The 14,912-nt window shown below is 69.3% G+C and carries 15 protein-coding genes and 3 pseudogenes; 11 read left to right on the top strand and 7 right to left on the bottom strand.

Annotation, left to right across the window (positions count from 1 at the left end; all coding sequences use genetic code 11):
* Positions 1-6: 6 nt before the first annotated feature.
* The gene (locus OG878_RS36590) at positions 7-693 is read right to left on the bottom strand and encodes an alpha/beta hydrolase (RefSeq protein ID WP_328890742.1); all 687 of its coding nucleotides are present in this window, start codon (positions 691-693) and stop codon (positions 7-9) included.
* A gap of 216 nt (positions 694-909) precedes the next feature.
* Between OG878_RS36590 and OG878_RS36585 the strand changes: the two genes are divergently transcribed.
* Positions 910-1,455 carry a hypothetical protein gene (locus tag OG878_RS36585; protein WP_328890741.1) on the top strand — a complete coding sequence of 182 codons (546 nt, stop codon included), beginning with the start codon at positions 910-912 and terminating at the stop codon, positions 1,453-1,455.
* 72 nt (positions 1,456-1,527) lie between these two features.
* Here the strand turns inward: OG878_RS36585 and OG878_RS36580 are convergent, their stop codons facing one another.
* Complete coding sequence (locus OG878_RS36580) at positions 1,528-2,367, bottom strand: IS5 family transposase (RefSeq protein WP_328890740.1); 840 nt, start codon at positions 2,365-2,367, stop codon at positions 1,528-1,530.
* 460 nt (positions 2,368-2,827) lie between these two features.
* Here OG878_RS36580 and OG878_RS36575 point away from each other — a divergent pair.
* From OG878_RS36575 to OG878_RS36555, 5 genes and pseudogenes are all read left to right on the top strand, one after another.
* Positions 2,828-3,073, top strand: a pseudogene (locus OG878_RS36575) (transposase); the annotation flags it as partial.
* A gap of 69 nt (positions 3,074-3,142) precedes the next feature.
* Positions 3,143-4,378, top strand: a complete 1,236-nt coding sequence (locus tag OG878_RS36570) for an MmgE/PrpD family protein (RefSeq protein WP_328891503.1) — start codon at positions 3,143-3,145, stop codon at positions 4,376-4,378.
* Positions 4,375-5,559 (top strand): CaiB/BaiF CoA transferase family protein, encoded by a 1,185-nt coding sequence (locus OG878_RS36565; RefSeq protein WP_328890739.1) that lies wholly within the window; start codon positions 4,375-4,377, stop codon positions 5,557-5,559. Before OG878_RS36570 ends, OG878_RS36565 begins: the two co-directional genes overlap by 4 nt.
* Before the next feature lie 19 nt (positions 5,560-5,578).
* Positions 5,579-5,887 carry an enoyl-CoA hydratase-related protein gene (locus tag OG878_RS36560; RefSeq protein WP_328890738.1) on the top strand — a complete coding sequence of 103 codons (309 nt, stop codon included), beginning with the start codon at positions 5,579-5,581 and terminating at the stop codon, positions 5,885-5,887.
* Between the two features lie 267 nt (positions 5,888-6,154).
* Positions 6,155-6,328 (top strand): annotated as a pseudogene (locus OG878_RS36555) (IS5/IS1182 family transposase); the annotation flags it as partial.
* 82 nt (positions 6,329-6,410) lie between these two features.
* On the opposite strand, the gene OG878_RS36550 reads toward OG878_RS36555, so the two are convergent.
* The 5 genes and pseudogenes from OG878_RS36550 to OG878_RS36530 form a co-directional block, all read right to left on the bottom strand.
* Positions 6,411-7,157 (bottom strand): phosphotransferase family protein, encoded by a 747-nt coding sequence (locus tag OG878_RS36550; RefSeq protein ID WP_328890737.1) that lies wholly within the window; start codon positions 7,155-7,157, stop codon positions 6,411-6,413.
* Between the two features lie 271 nt (positions 7,158-7,428).
* Positions 7,429-7,635, bottom strand: a complete 207-nt coding sequence (locus tag OG878_RS36545) for a hypothetical protein (RefSeq protein WP_328890736.1) — start codon at positions 7,633-7,635, stop codon at positions 7,429-7,431.
* Positions 7,636-7,836: 201 nt separating this feature from the next.
* Positions 7,837-8,598, bottom strand: a pseudogene (locus tag OG878_RS36540) (IS5 family transposase).
* Between the two features lie 197 nt (positions 8,599-8,795).
* Positions 8,796-9,959, bottom strand: coding sequence for a winged helix DNA-binding domain-containing protein (locus tag OG878_RS36535; RefSeq protein ID WP_328890735.1), 1,164 nt, complete (start codon positions 9,957-9,959; stop codon positions 8,796-8,798).
* 240 nt (positions 9,960-10,199) lie between these two features.
* Positions 10,200-11,363, bottom strand: a complete 1,164-nt coding sequence (locus tag OG878_RS36530) for an adenylyl-sulfate kinase (protein WP_328890734.1) — start codon at positions 11,361-11,363, stop codon at positions 10,200-10,202.
* A 115-nt stretch (positions 11,364-11,478) separates the two neighbouring features.
* Between OG878_RS36530 and OG878_RS42420 the strand changes: the two genes are divergently transcribed.
* From OG878_RS42420 to OG878_RS36505, 5 genes are all read left to right on the top strand, one after another.
* Positions 11,479-11,667, top strand: coding sequence for a hypothetical protein (locus OG878_RS42420; protein ID WP_443049210.1), 189 nt, complete (start codon positions 11,479-11,481; stop codon positions 11,665-11,667).
* 87 nt (positions 11,668-11,754) lie between these two features.
* Positions 11,755-12,045, top strand: a complete 291-nt coding sequence (locus tag OG878_RS36520; protein WP_328890733.1) for a glyoxalase — start codon at positions 11,755-11,757, stop codon at positions 12,043-12,045.
* Between the two features lie 34 nt (positions 12,046-12,079).
* A complete protein-coding gene (locus OG878_RS36515; protein WP_328890732.1) occupies positions 12,080-12,289 on the top strand; it encodes a ferredoxin in 210 nt (69 codons plus the stop codon).
* Positions 12,286-13,668 (top strand): NAD(P)/FAD-dependent oxidoreductase, encoded by a 1,383-nt coding sequence (locus tag OG878_RS36510; RefSeq protein WP_328890731.1) that lies wholly within the window; start codon positions 12,286-12,288, stop codon positions 13,666-13,668. The genes OG878_RS36515 and OG878_RS36510 overlap by 4 nt, the downstream gene beginning before the upstream one ends.
* Positions 13,669-13,680: 12 nt before the next feature.
* Positions 13,681-14,904 carry a cytochrome P450 gene (locus OG878_RS36505; protein WP_328890730.1) on the top strand — a complete coding sequence of 408 codons (1,224 nt, stop codon included), beginning with the start codon at positions 13,681-13,683 and terminating at the stop codon, positions 14,902-14,904.
* Positions 14,905-14,912 lie beyond the last annotated feature (8 nt).

Raw genomic sequence — 14,912 nt, 5'->3', positions numbered from 1 at the left:
CCGGTGTCACACGCCGGCCGCTTCCTGGATGAGGGCGGCGACCGCGCCGGGCCGAGAGGCCAACGAGGCGTGACTGGCATCCAGTTCAATGATCCTGCGCGCGTTCATCCGCTGGGCCATGCGGCGCTCGTTGTCCGGGTGGATCATGCGGTCCTCGGTGGAGACCTGGTACCAGCACGGCTTTACGCGCCAGGCCGCGGCGGTGATGCTGTCGCCGAACGTCGACCTCAGCGGCGCCTTCTGAGTGACCGCCATGACCAGCGCCTCGTCGGCCGGCAGGTCCTGGGCGAAACTCTCGTGGAACTTGTCCTGCTTGATCCACAGGTAGCCGTCGGAATCCGGGGCCAGGTTCTCGAACGCGGCCGGAGGAGTCTCCTCGCTGATCCCGCCGGGGCTCTCGCCGGCGTCCGGGGCGAACGCGGCGATATAGACCAGCCCCTTCACGTTGGGCAGGTCCCCCGCCTCGGTGATGACCGCACCGCCGTAGGAGTGCCCGACGAGCACCACCGGTCCGTCGATCTGCTGCACCATCGCGCGGGTACGCGCGGCGTCGTCGGCCAGCGAGGTCAGCGGATTCTCCACGGCGTGCAGGGAGCCGAAGCCGCGCTCGTGCAGCTCGGTGATGACCTTGCCCCAGTGGGCGGCGCCACCCCAGAAGCCGTGAACCAGAACAATGGCGGGTTTGTCGGCCATGGGTTCGCACCCTTTCTCCCGTGCCGAGGTTCTGCTGCCTTCGGCCACGCTAGGCGGACCACCTGGCGCCCGCCACCGCACACCGGCGGCACAGCGGCGTCCTCGGTCCCCTTCCTGCGCCTGGGTCCTCGCCTGCTCAGACACCCTCGGGGTCGTATTCGCGGAAGATGAGCACCAGCCGCCCTCTGACCGCGGTCCACTCCTGGCGTCTGCGGGGTGACCGATGACGTTGTTGTCTGGCACCAGCTCGCCGCATTGCTGCCAGAAGCCGAAGCCCAGGAGATCAAGGACTGCTGGGACATCGGCGAGCAGGAAGCGGGGCTTGGCCTGCTCGTCTCCGGGCTCCTCGCCCACCAGGTACCGATCAGTGAGACGGTCAGGGCGCAGATATCCGTGCTCGCGGAGGTCTGGGGCGAGAGGCAGTCGCTCACGCCCCGGATCCTTCAATGCCGTGGGGACGACGCGCCGGCCCAGCTGAAGCTGATCGAACACGCTGACAACATCGTCAACTCGTCGGCGGTCGGGGGCGACCCGGACGTGGTCAACGTCCTCGTGCCGTGGATCGCCTGCACGCGATGCGGCCATGTCCTGACGCGGGCCCACACCCGAGAACCCTGGGGAGATCTCTCCTACCTAGCGGGAAACTACGTGATCACATCGCCGGAGGGCGACGCGGTCCAGCGATTCTTCCCCGCCGACTCCGCTGGCACGGCCTTCGCCGCCCTCTTGGCAGAGTGCGCAGAGCCCACGAACGATCGCTGATCCGGAAAGCACACCGCCAAGAGAAACGACGTCTTAGAGGGCATTTGATTTAGGTAGATCGCCTCGTATGCCCTAGTAGGTACCTCGCCAGGTGGGTGTGGTCTCGTCCGTTATGCGCTTGGTGAGGCTGTTGATTGAGGCGATGTGGATCATGGCTTCGGAGCTGGCGGGGAGGGTCTCGTAGTCACGGGCCAGACGCCGGCGAAGCATGACCCATCCGAGGCTTCGCTCGACGACCCAGCGTCTTTTGACGACGTGAAAGCCGCGGATATCGGGGTTCCTTTTGACGACTTCGACGTCGATTCCGAGGTTGGCGCCGTGTTCGATCACGGCGTTCTTGAAGCCGGTGTCGACCCAGCTCTTGGTGATGGTGGGGTAGGTCTTCTTGGCCTGGTCGAGCAGTCGTATTCCTACGGCGTTCTCCGAGAGGCTTGCGGCGGTGACGGTCACGGCGAGGAGCAGGCCGAGCGTGTCTGTGATGATGCCCCGTTTCCTGCCGACTATCTTCTTTCCGGCGTCCGTTCCCTGGCTGGTCAGGGGCATGTTGGTGGAGGTCTTCACGCTCTGGGTGTCGATCACGGATGCGGTCGGCTCGGGTTTGCGGCCCTCCTTGGCCCGGGCCAGGCCGGTGAGGTCGTAGTTGAGTTGGGCGAGGATTCCTTCGTCGCGCCAGGCGGCGTAGTAGGCATAGACGGTGCCGTGGTTCGGGAAGTCGTGCGGTAGGTATTTCCACGGGATTCCGGTGCGGTTGACGTACAGGATTGCGTTGAAGACGTCGCGTAGTTCGACCTGGGCCGGCTGGCCGGTGGGTCTGCGGTCGAGTCGGGCTTTCCTCCAGGCGGATAAGGTCGGTTCGATCAGCGCCCATCGGGCGTCGGACAGGTCGCTGGGGTACGGCTTCCGCTGGCTCACGAAAGGGCTCTTACATGAACAGCGCTGCTGATGGTGCCAATTGACCAGTAGGGCGTTTCTATGACGTTCATAGACCAGACGGAATCTGGGTGCCAGACACGGAGCAATTGGGCGTCGAGGCTGGAGCCTGGGAGGTCTTGAATCTCCACATCGAGTGCAAATGTCATCAAAGGCCACGGACCGCAAGAGCGACGTAACGCCACAAGCGATCACTAAACGCCCACTTAGAGGTCGTTTTCTTCTGGTTTGCCTAGAAGGGTGGCGATTCTTTCGGTGCGCAGGTGAGGGACTGCTGAGCTGGCTGAGGCGAGTGCTTCGACGGTGCTCTTCTGGGGTGACGGGCGGGGCGGGGTATGTCTTGGGTCTGTCTCATCCCAAGATGAGAGGGCGCATCGGCTTTGCTCCCGTTGTCGGTGCCGCACGCCTGGGCGCGTGCCGCTCTGAGCGGTACGTCCAGGACATGACCAAACGCCGCCCATATCCAAGCGATCTGTCCGATGCCCGTTGGGAGTTGATCGAACCAGTCCTTGCGGCCTGGCGCTTCGAACGTCGCAGCAGGGCCCTGGACATCGGCCGCCCGCCCGAGCACGACCTGCGTACCATTCTGGACGCGATCCTCTACGTGGACCGCACCGGAGTGCAGTGGCGCTACCTGCCCCACGATTTCCCGCCCTGGGAAACGGTCTACGGCTACTTCGCCAAGTGGGACAGGCCCCAGTCCGCGAGCACGCCGCTCCCCTTCCGGCCGTGTCGGCGCCACCACCAGGAGAGACACATGCCGCACCTTGCCGAGGAGCTGTCCGCCTGGGCCACCGCCCTCGAGCCGTCCCCTGAAGACCTGCGCCTGGCCGAGCACGCCCTGAAGGACACGGTCGCCGTGTCCCTGGCGGCCCGCGGCCACCGCATGGCCCGGTTTGCCGCCGAAATGCCCGAGGCGGCGCGCTGGGCGGCCGTCGGCCACGTCCTCGACTTCGATGATCTGCATCTGCCGTCCACCGCCCACATCTCCGTGGTGTGCGTGCCCGCGGTCCTCGCGGCGGGCGGCGGCGCACGTGAATACCTCGCAGCGGCCGGCGTGATGGCCCGCCTCGGCGTGGCACTGGGCTGGCAGCACTACACCAGCGGCTGGCACGCCACCTGCACGACGGGCGCCCCCGCGGCGGCCGTCGGCGCGGGTCTCGCTCTCGGCCTCGACGCCGAGGGGCTGACGCGGGCCATCTCGCTGGCGCTGCCCGCGGCGGGCGGTGTGCAGCGCGCGTTCGGCACCGACACCAAGTCGCTCCAGGTCGGCTTCGCCGCCGAGGCGGGGTTCCGCGCGGCACGTCTGGCGGCCGCCGGCGCGGGCGCGGACCCGTCGGCCCTCGACGCCTGGCTGCCGCTGGTCGGCGGTGACCGCACCCAGCTCGGGGACGACGCCTTCGACCCGGCGGGCCCAGCGGTCCCCGGAGGTCTCGCCACGAAGATCTTCCCGTGCTGCTACGCGATGCAGCGCCCCATAGGCGCGGTCCGCGTCCTGCTCGCCGAACGGACGATCGATCCGTCCGAGGTCGTGCGCATCCTGGTGCGCACGCCGGAGTCGGCCGTCCACCCGCTGATCCATGCCCGCCCGCGGACCGGTCTGCAGGGCAAGTTCAGCCTGGAGTACGCGGTGGCCGCGGCGCTCCTCGACCACCACCCGGGCTTCGTCTCGTACACCGATGAGCACGTTCGGCGCACGCTCGCGCAGCGCCTCGTCGAGCTGGTCGAGATCGTGAAGACGCCGGAGGGATCCGGACTGCTGACGGGCGAGACGGCCGTCGAGATCACCACCGCCGACGGAACCGTACGCGGCACGACGCTCGCGCTGCCGCCCGGTTCCCCCGAACTTCCCGCCACCGAGGCAGAGTTCGCAACCAAGCTGGCCGACTGCGGTGCCGAGGTGCCGGACCTGCTCAATGGCATCGACTGGAAGGGGGCCGCCGCACTCATGCGCGCGTCCTTCCCCGCCGCCCGGATCGAGGAGAACGCATGACCCGGCTTCCGCTGGAAGGCATCACCGTCGTCGGCCTGGAGCAGGCCGTCGCAGCCCCCTTCGCGACCCGTCAGCTCGCCGACCTCGGCGCCCGCGTGATCAAGGTGGAGCGCCCCGGCCCCGGTGACTTCGCGCGCGGCTACGACGAGTCGGTGCACGGCCAGTCCAGCTATTTCGTGTGGCTGAACCGGTCCAAGGAGTCGCTGACGCTCGACATCAAGACGCCGGGCGGCCGTGAGGTCCTGGAGAAGCTGCTCGGCGAAGCCGACGTTTTCGTACAGAATCTCGCCCCCGGCGCGGCCCGCCGCCTCGGGCTGGGCGCGCAGGATCTCGCCGGGCGCCATCCGTCGCTGATCGTGTGCGACATCTCGGGCTACGGCAACACGGGGCCGTGGTCGGACCGCAAGGCGTACGACCTCCTCGTGCAGTGCGAGACGGGCGTCGTATCGCTGACCGGTTCCCCCGAGGAGCCCGCCAAGGTCGGCATCTCCATCGCCGACATCGCGGCCGGGATGTATGCGTACTCGGGCATCCTCACCGCCCTGTACGAACGCCGGGTCACCGGCCGGGCACGTGCCGTCGAGATCTCGCTGTTCGAGGCGCTGTCGGAGTGGATGGGCTCCCCCGCCTACTACACGGCGTACTCGGGTACGCAGCCCGCGCGCGTCGGCGCCCAGCACGCCACGATCGCCCCGTACGGCCCGTACGAGGCCTCCGACGGCAGGACCGTGTTGCTGGCGATCCAGAACGAGCGCGAGTGGACGTCCTTCTGCGCGGTGTTCCTCGACGACGCGGCGCTCGCCACCGACGAGCGCTTCCGCCGGGGCTCGTCCCGCGTGGCGCGCCGCGAGGAACTGAACGCGATCGTCGCCGCCCGCTTCGCCGAGCTGACCGCGGCCGACGCCGTGAAGCTCCTCGACGAGGCGAAGGTCGCCAACGCGCGCCTGAACTCCGTCGCCGAGTTCTGGGAGCACCCGGTCCTCGCGGGCCGCGACCGCTGGCGCGACGTGGACACGCCCGGGGGCCCGGTCAGGGCGCTGCTGCCGCCCGCCACCATCAGCGGCCTCAGCCCGCGTATGGATCCCGTCCCCGCGGTCGGCGAGCACACCGACGACGTGCTGCGCGGCCTCGGCTACGACGAACCCGCCATCTCCGCACTGCGCGCCGACGGCGCGGTGTGACCGATCCAGGCGACCCACGATGAGTGAAGAGCACTACGAGCAGATCACGTACGCCGTCGCCGACCGCGTCGCCACGGTCACGCTGAACCGGCCCGAGGCGCGCAACGGTTACACCCGGCAGATGGCCGACGAGATCGCGTCCGCACTGCGCGCCGCGGACGGCGACCACGCGGTGCGTGTGGTCGTCCCGACGGGCGCGGGCAAGGACTTCTGCGTGGGCGCCGACCTCGCGGCCGGCGACGGCAAGGGCCAGGGCTTCACGCAGAAGGTGGACGACGAGACCGCGGCGCAGGTCGCGACGGCTCGTCGTACACCGCCCGTCAGGTGACGGCGCATCAGCACGGACGGGCCGTACTGAGCCTGCAGGCCTCGTTCAAACGGCCCGAGCCGGGTCTCGACCGGCAGACGGAAGCCCCGGCCGCGCCACCGGACGAGTGCTCCGACCCGTACGAGGTGATGGCCCGCGAGCAGCCCGAGCGCTACGCCGCGTACACCATCCCCCGCGTCCTCGACCAGCAGCTCGTCACCCCGAGCACCACCGAACTGGACGCCAGGAAGGATGAACTGGGCCGTCAGCGCACCTGGCTGCGCCGGGCACGGCTCCGGCCTGGGCGTGTGCCGCTGGGTCGTGGAAGGAGCGATCGCGCTGCTGCACTGGTTCCGCCGCCTGCGCATCCGCTGGGAGATCCGCGACGACATCCACCACGCGTTCGTCACCCTCGGCTGCGCCGTCATCTGCCGGCGACGACTGCGCACCGCACTTTGTTGAGAGTAGAGGCAGGCGATGCGCCCCGAGGGATGGCCAGCTCGATGCGTCAGAACGCACTCGCAGCAGTCGGGCTCGCGCAGTCTCACATCCGGGATCTCAGCACGTCGACCTCACAGCCCGGCGCGGACGGGTCGAAGCCGTGCTCGACCAGCCAGCGAACCCCCAGCAGGCTTCGCAACGACCACCACGCGCGGATCACGTCGAGGTCGACGTCGGTGCCATAACCGGCGATGACGTCGTCGAGGTGCTCCTCGTGTCCGAGCGTCAAGGTGGCGAGGTCGAACAGGGCATCACCCCGGCCCGCCTCGGACCAGTCGATGATGCCGGTGACCTCGCCGCCGTCGACAAAGACGTGCTCGATCTGCAGGTCGCCGTGCGTGAACACCGGAGGCCACGGCCGGATCGCGGCCTCGGCGACCTGGCGGTTGCGGGTGACCAGGTCGGCGGGCAGGACGCCGTTCGTCACGAGCAACTCGCACTCGCCGTCGAGTTCCGCCGCCAACTCGTCGGGACCCCGGCGGCGCCGGCCTGGCCAGGGCGGCAACGGCGCCTCGTGCAACTGCCGGATGGCGGCACCCGCCGCGGCCCACGCCGCCGACGACGCGGTCGACGGCTCACCGAGACGGCCGAGCACCGTCCCCGGGACGGCGGCGATCGCGAGCACGGGCGGCTTGCGCCACAGGACCTCCGGAGTCGGGACCGGCACCAAGGCCATCGCCTCGACCTCGACGTCGATACGCGCCTGATCGGCGTCCACCTTCAAGAACACGTCACCGACGCGCAGGGTCGCGCGCTCGGAATGGGCGACGACGACTTCGACCTCATCCATGGACGACCAGTATCCCGGGGATGATCGCCGATGTCGCCGGGATTGTCGCGTGCGATTACGCGGCTGGCCGCGTCCCGCTACCCGGCGGCCTCGTGCACGACACCAACCTCTGACCAGGTCAAGCCCACCAGTTTTGTGAGGAGTCCCAAAGGGCTGTCCCGTATGTGAAGCTGCCTCGTCGCGGGGCGGAAGGCAACGAGACGCCATTTCGATCGTCCCATCGCTGACCAGGAGATACGGGGCAACCCCCTGGCTCAGAGCAGGACGGGGTTCACCTGCTGCCCGACTTGATCCACCGCCACTTAACAGTGCAGACCACCACGGGTGCGACGAGCATGGCCAGCATCCACAATCCCACGCTCGCCGGCGAGTAGATGTAGTAACGCCACTGCTCTGGCAGGGGCGACGGCGCGAGCAGGAGCACGATCAGCGCGGCCCACGTGACCAGCGCTGATGCCACCATGCGCACTGCCACCATCCCCGTCGGTCCTCTCTGCAACTGCCCGTATCCCGGAGACGAATGATAGAGCCCGTCGCCTCCCAGCCCACGGCACCCAGCGTGACCCGGCGGATCTGTTACGAGATGATCAAGCTGGCGCTTCCTTGGCTCCTGCTCCACGACGGGGCCGCTTCACGTACGGGACAGCTCTTGGAAGTCATCTCAATTGCTGAGTCTGCGCTAACAGATGAGGGCGCAGGCAATGCCGGTGAAGGCCAGGAAGTGGATGGCCTGCCGCTCGTAGCGACGGTGGAGACGTCGGCGGCCGGCGAGACAGGCGGCCATGGTGCCTTTGATGGTCCATCGGCGGCGCCCCAGCTTCTGTGATGTCTCAACTCCCTTGCGAGCGGCGAGCGGTGTCATGTGGCGTAAGCGGAGCCGTCGTCGCAGCTGACGGTTGCCGTAAGCCTTGTCGGCGTGAAGCTCGGCGGGGCGCCGACGGCGTGGCCCGCGCCGGGATCCGGTCGGAGGGATGCCACGCACGAGCGGTTCGAGGGCCTGGCTGTCATGAAGGTTGGCGCCGGAGATGCCGACAGGAAGCGGCAGTCCCGTCCGCTCGGTGATCAAGTGGATCTTCGAGCCGTACTTGCCCCGATCTACAGGATTCGGACCCGTCAGATCCCCCTTTTCAGGGCGCGCATGTTCACTGAGTCGATCGCGCATCGTGACCAGTCCAGTTCGCCTCGAGCCCCCGGCTCGTCCAGGACCAGGCGATGCAGCTTCATCCAGACCCGTTGCCGGCTCCACTCCATGAACCGGCGGTGAGCCGTGGCCCCCGATGGCCCGAACACGGGCGGGACCTGCGACCACGTGCACCCGGTCGTGGCCACGATGACAATCGCCGCCAGCACCTCACGGTCACTATGGCGGCGCCGGCCACCAACCTGCGGCCTCGTCGGCGCCTCCGGGCGCCACTCGCTGGAACAACTCCCACAGGAGCAATAGTCAAGATCTGTGGATCAACTCTTGGCCGTCAGTCGCCAGACCTGCCCCAAACAACTCCTGCCCTTCCCCAACCCTTGACCCTCGGCCGCCACGCTGCCGAAGCCGACGGGTAGGGTCCGTGGCGTTCGCAGTCCGCCCGGCAGGCCGAATGCTGCAACACAGCGTCAGACTACGGGCATCACCAATTGAGATCTCTAAGCGTGCGGCCCCACCGTCACTGTCCCCACCACCAACTCCGCTACGCCTTCAGTCACTTCGCCGATGCGCACCGTCTGCCGTTCCAGTACCTCGAGGTGTTCTGCCGACAGCTTCTCCAGCGGTTCGACCGTGACCGTGATGCGCTTCCCCGAACGGCGTTGGTGCCACACCCCGGCCACCGTCCCGTCCACGAGCAGAAGTGGATAGTTTCCGGCTTGGCCGCCCGCGAGGGCACGCTCGAAGGCCCTTCCCGGGAAGAGCAGTTCGCGTGGTTGCGATGCGATCCCGAAGACGTCGAAGTAGGGAAGGAGCCGCACCCCTTCAGCCCTTTCTCCCGCCCCGGGGAACTCGGTGTCCCCGGCCGCAACCCACGCCTGCCCGACCCCCTCGAAGTCGACCTCCTCGATCTCCCTGCCCCGGGCCAGCTCTCCGAAGAGCGCGTTCGCCCAGCCTCTCGGTGCGGCGAGCCACTTGGCGAAGTGCTGCGAAGTGGCCGGGCCGTAGGCGTACAGATACCGGCGTACGAGCTCGGAGAGCGCCGGTATCTGCCCCATCGGGACCGCACAGGGGTTCGTGTACGTCACCTTCCGCCCCCGGTTCGGCCCGAAGGAGAGCACCCCGCGGTGCGCCGCCGTGTGCATCGCCTGCCGCCAACGCGGCCACATGCCCTGGAAAGCGGGAACGACAGGGTCACCGGCCCAGGCCCCGGTCCGCGCCACGATGGCCTCCGTCAGCTCGTCGGCGGTCAACTCTGCGCCGGACAGAGCCTCTCCAACGGCTGCTACGACCGCCTCCGTCTGCGCCGCTGTCAGCCGGATGTCCTGGGAGAGCTGACCGACCCGGCCGGGGATCGCGGAGAGCGCGCCGGTCCACATCGGCACGTCCGCAGCGGCCAGCAGATGCACGGTGCCGCGGGGGCCGAATGTCTTGACCAGTGACCGTTCCTCCCACAGTGCACGACGCACATGGGCACGCGTCTCCCCTTCGGTGCGCAGCCCGAGGGAGAGTTCGGCGGCCGACAGCACCTGGGCGTGCGCGCCCAGCATGACGCCGGCGAGCAATGGGAGGGCGGTGGGGGAGGCGGGGACCGGTGCGGCCAGGCCCTGGCGCTCGATACGGCGGGCGTTCGCCCCGGACCAGCTCACTGTGCGTGTCGGCATACCTCTGACGCTAACCCTCATCTAGGCCAGAAGCTGTCCTCTTCCAAGGCCGCTCCAGCAGTTCGTACGCCTCCTCATGCGCAGCGCGCATGAGGGCACCGGCTACAGCAGCCCTCGGGTTTCCCCAGACCATGAGGCTGTCGCGGTCAGCCGACGCACAGGGCTCGGCCGGGAACCCGCGGCCGAGCCCACCTGCTCCTCGCCTGTCGCGGAATGGACACCGCGTACCGCAAGCTCATCTCACCGGGACGGCGGAGCCGAGGAGGGGTCCAGCCAACCGCCGACAAGGGCTCGTACCTGGTCCGCCACGTCCTGCACCGACCGGCCGTCGGTGTCCACACGGACGTCGCCGGCACCGGCACGTTCGAGCGACTCGGCGTCGCGGGAAGCCCGTTCGACGACGCCGCGCAGCGCCTCGGCGCCCAGGCCCTTGATGGCGTCCCCCGGAATCGCCGGGCCTTCTCCCCGGCCGCGCTGCGCGACCCGCTCCGCCAGGGTGGCAGGCCCGGCATGCAAGCGGCATACGGTGAGCGCTGTTCCAGGAAACAGTCCGGCATACCTGCGGACGGTGTCATCCCGGTCTGCGCCCCCGGAGACGATCAAGTACCGGGCGCCGGCCTCGTGATACCCGGTCCAGAGGGCAGCGAGGTTCTGTGCCGTGAGGCGATGGCTCTCCGAGGCGTCCGCGGTGGGACCCAGCGCGCCGATCTGCTTCAGATCGACATACGCAGCCGGGACGCCGGCCTGGAAGACCCGGCTGAAGACCTCGTAGCCCACTGTCGACTTCCCCACTGCGGTCGCACCGGAGAACCACAGCACGGCGGCCGGGGCGGACACGCTGACCGGCGCTTCCTGCGGGACCGGAACGGAACCGCTGGGCGTCGCCATCGGCGCGGCGCACGGCCATGCAAGGACCCGCTCGCGGACCAAGCGGGCCACCTCGGAAACCGCAAGCCCGTCGGTGTCCACGGATAGGTCGGCGTGGTCGGTGTGTTCCAACGCCTCCGCCTCGGCGACGGCGTCGTCCACCAGATCCGGGCGCCACCCGCGCGCAAGGAACCGCTCCTTGAGCTCAGTGGCGCCGACGCGCAGCCGGCACAGCGTCAACGCGGCGTCCGGAAGACGGTCCGTGTACTCGCGGACTTCGTCCACGGTGTCGACGTAGCCCGCCAGGACCAGGCACCGGGCGCCCGCCGCCCTGAAGTTGGGCCAGACCGCAGCGAGGTTCCGCGCCCGGACCCGATGGGTGCCGTCGTCCTGGAGCAGACTGATCTGGTCCAGGTCGAGAAACCCCGTCGTGACACCGCTCCGGCTCAGCTGCCGGAACACCTCCCAGCCGACCGTGGACTTCCCGACACCCGACGGCCCACAGAACCACAGCACGTGCGAACGGTCACCAGTCATCCGCGTGAAGGTAGCGGTCCGCGTCCGCGGTCGTCGACCGAATTTGGCCGCAGGCCCGGACGGAGCCGTTACGGCAGATGTTCGTCATCAGGAGGCGTGGACGACCGTTCGTCGCGTGCTCCCCACCATCCGGTCCGAGGCCGTGCAGGAGAGCCGGGACTTCGACGGTCTGCTGGGCTCGGACGAGGTGATGAACCCTCCTGGGGCAGGACACCGGCGGGATACGTGTCAGGACGAGCGGCCCGTGGCCCACTGGTGCTCGCGGTACTCGGCTCCGGTCCACACCGGCGTGGACGGTCCGTGAGCGTGAGGCGATCGTGATCAGCACGCCGGTCCGGTGGCACCCCTGCCGCGACCCGTCCGGCACAAAGGACGGTGCGCAGGTTCGGTCATGACGCCCACCTCACCGACCGCTCCGACGGCGCAGGTCGGTTTCATGACGGCCGACACGATCGCACTCGTCGTGTCCGACATGAACATCGAGGTGAACGACGTGCACGCGGCCTCCGCGGCCGCACGCGCCCTGCGCCGCGAGGATCGTGCCTGCAGGACGAAAAGTGAGGCGCACGCCGGTTCTTCCGTCCGGGACCCCGACGGCCGGGTGGTCAGCGTGCTCAGCCACCGGTGGCCGCAGTCCCCGCACGGACCACTCCCGCTCGCGTCGATCCCCGTCACGTATTAGGACAGAGACGACCGGCACGGAGGAGTGGTCCGGAATGCAGATCGTTGTCGACCTCAATCGCTGCCAGGGTTACGCGCAGTGTGCGTTCCTCGCCCCTCAGGTGTTCGAGCTGCATGGCGAGGAGGCCCTGATGTTCACGCCGGCCGTGCCCGACGATCAGCAGGAACGCGTCCGCCGGGCGGCGGCGGCCTGCCCGGTACAGGCCATTCTCGTCGGCGAGCCGGCACGTCTCGGCGCCCCGTGAACGGCGTGGACCGGATCGTCGTCGTCGGCGCGTCACTGGCCGGTCTGCGGGCCGCCGAGACGCTGCGCGAGGAGGGCTTCGCCGGATCGCTGACCCTCGTCGGGGAGGAGCCGCACGCCCCGTACGACAGACCGCCGCTGTCCAAGCAGGTGCTGCTCGGCAAGGTACGGGCGCAGGACGTCGGGCTGCCGGTCCGCCGCGAGGTGGACGCGCGGTGGAAGCTCGGTGTGCGCGCCGTCGGGGTCGACCCGATCGACAAGCGGGTGATCCTCGCCGACGGCGAGGAGCTCCCCTTCGACCGGTTGCTGATCGCCACCGGCACCCGTGCCCGCCCCTGGCCGAACCCCGACGAAGGCCGCCTGGACGGCGTTCTCACCCTCCGTACCAACGACGACGCGGCCCGTCTCGCCTCACTCCTCGATGCCGGGCCGCACCGGGTCCTGGTGATCGGCGCCGGATTCATCGGCTCGGAGATCGCCTCCGCCTGCCGGGAGCGCGGTCTCCATGTGACGGTCGCCGAACGCGGGCCCGCGCCGCTCGTCGGTGCGCTCGGCGGGGCACTCGGCACCTTTGCCGCAAAGCTGCAGCGCGCACACGGGGTGGACCTGCGCTGCGGCGTGACCGTCACCGCGCTGAAGGGCGTCGACGGCCGGCTCACCGGCGCCGAGTTCTCCGACGGCAGCCGCATCGACGCCGATGTCGCCGTGGTCGCCCTGGGCGCCCTCCGCAACACCGAATGGCTCTCCGAATCGGGCCTGGCCGCGGGCCCCCGCGGCCTCGCCTGCGACGCCGGATGCCGCGCCTTCGACATGTACGGGATCGTCACCGACGACGTCTTCGTCGCCGGAGACGTGGCCCGCTTCCCGCATCCGCTCTTCGAGTACCAGTTGCTCTCCCTCGAACACTGGGGCAACGCGGTCGCCCAGGCAGAGGTGGCGGCCCACAACATGATCAGCCCGGGGCCGCTGCGGCGACCGCATCTGACGGTGCCCGCCTTCTGGTCCAGCCAGTTCGGGCTCAACATCAAGTCCGTGGGCGTACCGACCTTCTCCGACCAAGTGGTCATCGCCCAGGGCTCGGTGCGCGAGGGCCGGTTCGTCGCCGTGTACGGCTACCGGGGACGCATCACGGCGGCGGTCAGCGTGAACCGGGCCAAGTGGCTGGAGCACTACGAGTACCTCATCGAGTCGGCGGCGCCGTTCCCGCCGGGGCCCGGCGCCGCCGACCGGCCCGGCCCGCCCGTGCCCGTCCCCTCGGACGTGCCGTCCCCCCGGCTCCTCTCACACGGCCCGACCGTGGCTCTCACCGGTCATCTGCCGGACCGCCATCTGACTCTGGTACATCCCGAACCGCCCACTATCGCCGCCCACCGCCGTTGAGGAGCCCCACGCATGCCCCCCGACACCCTCTATCAGCGCATCTCCGACTACGCGAACCGCGCCGACCCCTACCCGCTCTACGCGGAGCTCCGCGAGAACGGCGTGGTCCGCCAGGAGGACGGCAGCTACCTGGTGGGCACGTACCACCAGATCGCCGCGCTGCTGCATGACCCGCGGATCAGCTCGGACTTCCTTAGCCGTGCGGACCCCGACGACACGCTGCTCCGACCCGACGACGACCTGCCGCCGGCGTTCATCGGTGTCGACGACCCCGAGCACGACCGGCTGCGCCGCCTCGCGATGCGCCCCTTCGGCCCGCCGCACTCCCCGGGACGGATCGACGCCCTGCACGGCGACATCACCCGGATCGCCGACGAACTGATCCATGCGTTCCGGGGCAAGGACCGGGTCGACCTCGTCGACGAATTCGCCTATCCGCTCCCCGTCACCGTGATCTGCCGGCTCCTGGGCGTGCCCCAGGAGGATGTGCCCCGCGTCCGTGTATGGACGAACACGATCATCGCCGCTCTCGACCCCGCCGACGGGGACGACCCGAAGCGGCGTCGGCACTCGGCCATGGAGGCGCGGACCGCGATGGCCGAGTATCTGGGGGACCTCGCGGAGGAACGGCGCCGCAGGCCGACCGCCGACATGCTCTCCGCCCTGGCCAACGACGAGGGCCCCGAGGGACGCCTCACCCAGCCGGAACTGAAATCCACGGCGGTACTGCTGCTCATCGCCGGACACGAGACGACGGTCAACCTGATCGCCAACGGCATGCTCACGTTCCTGCGCCGGCCCGACATCCTGGAGCAGTTGCGCGCCGCGCCCGAGCTGATGCCGCGGGCGGTGGAGGAGTTGCTGCGTTACGAGCCTCCCGTCCACTTCCTGCCGCAGCGCTCGCCCCTGACCGACATCGACGTCGCGGGCGTCACGGTCCCCAAGGGCGCGCCACTGATCCTCATGCTCGCCGCCGGCAACCGGGACCCCGTGCGGTTCGCCGACCCGGACCGCTTCGACCCGCTGCGCGAGAACAATCAGCACTTCGGCTTCGGCAGCGGCATCCACAACTGCTTCGGCGCTCCGCTCGCCCGTATCGAGGCACAGATCGCACTCCACGCGATCCTGGACCAACTGGCGGGCTCCCGCCTGGTCGAGGACCCGCCCCCGTACCGCCGCAGCCCCGTGCTGCGCGGTCCGCGCCATCTCCTGATCGAGCGCACCGCAGGTGCGTAAGCCGGGCG

It is taken from the genome of Streptomyces sp. NBC_00316 (assembly GCF_036158715.1).
GTDB lineage: Bacteria > Actinomycetota > Actinomycetes > Streptomycetales > Streptomycetaceae > Streptomyces.
Note: the sequence above shows the minus strand (reverse complement) of the source record. Positions and strands in the feature narration are given on the sequence as shown.

Coding starts and splice junctions, on each gene's coding strand:
- OG878_RS36545 (WP_328890736.1), bottom strand. CDS start 7,635: ATGGTGGCAGTGCGCATGGTGGCATCAGCGCTGGTCACGTGGGCCGCG.
- OG878_RS36535 (WP_328890735.1), bottom strand. CDS start 9,959: ATGCCGACACGCACAGTGAGCTGGTCCGGGGCGAACGCCCGCCGTATC.
- OG878_RS36550 (WP_328890737.1), bottom strand. CDS start 7,157: ATGGATGAGGTCGAAGTCGTCGTCGCCCATTCCGAGCGCGCGACCCTG.
- OG878_RS36530 (WP_328890734.1), bottom strand. CDS start 11,363: ATGACTGGTGACCGTTCGCACGTGCTGTGGTTCTGTGGGCCGTCGGGT.
- OG878_RS36520 (WP_328890733.1), top strand. CDS start 11,755: ATGACGCCCACCTCACCGACCGCTCCGACGGCGCAGGTCGGTTTCATG.
- OG878_RS36565 (WP_328890739.1), top strand. CDS start 4,375: ATGACCCGGCTTCCGCTGGAAGGCATCACCGTCGTCGGCCTGGAGCAG.
- OG878_RS36560 (WP_328890738.1), top strand. CDS start 5,579: ATGAGTGAAGAGCACTACGAGCAGATCACGTACGCCGTCGCCGACCGC.
- OG878_RS36515 (WP_328890732.1), top strand. CDS start 12,080: ATGCAGATCGTTGTCGACCTCAATCGCTGCCAGGGTTACGCGCAGTGT.
- OG878_RS36590 (WP_328890742.1), bottom strand. CDS start 693: ATGGCCGACAAACCCGCCATTGTTCTGGTTCACGGCTTCTGGGGTGGC.
- OG878_RS36570 (WP_328891503.1), top strand. CDS start 3,143: ATGCCGCACCTTGCCGAGGAGCTGTCCGCCTGGGCCACCGCCCTCGAG.
- OG878_RS36505 (WP_328890730.1), top strand. CDS start 13,681: ATGCCCCCCGACACCCTCTATCAGCGCATCTCCGACTACGCGAACCGC.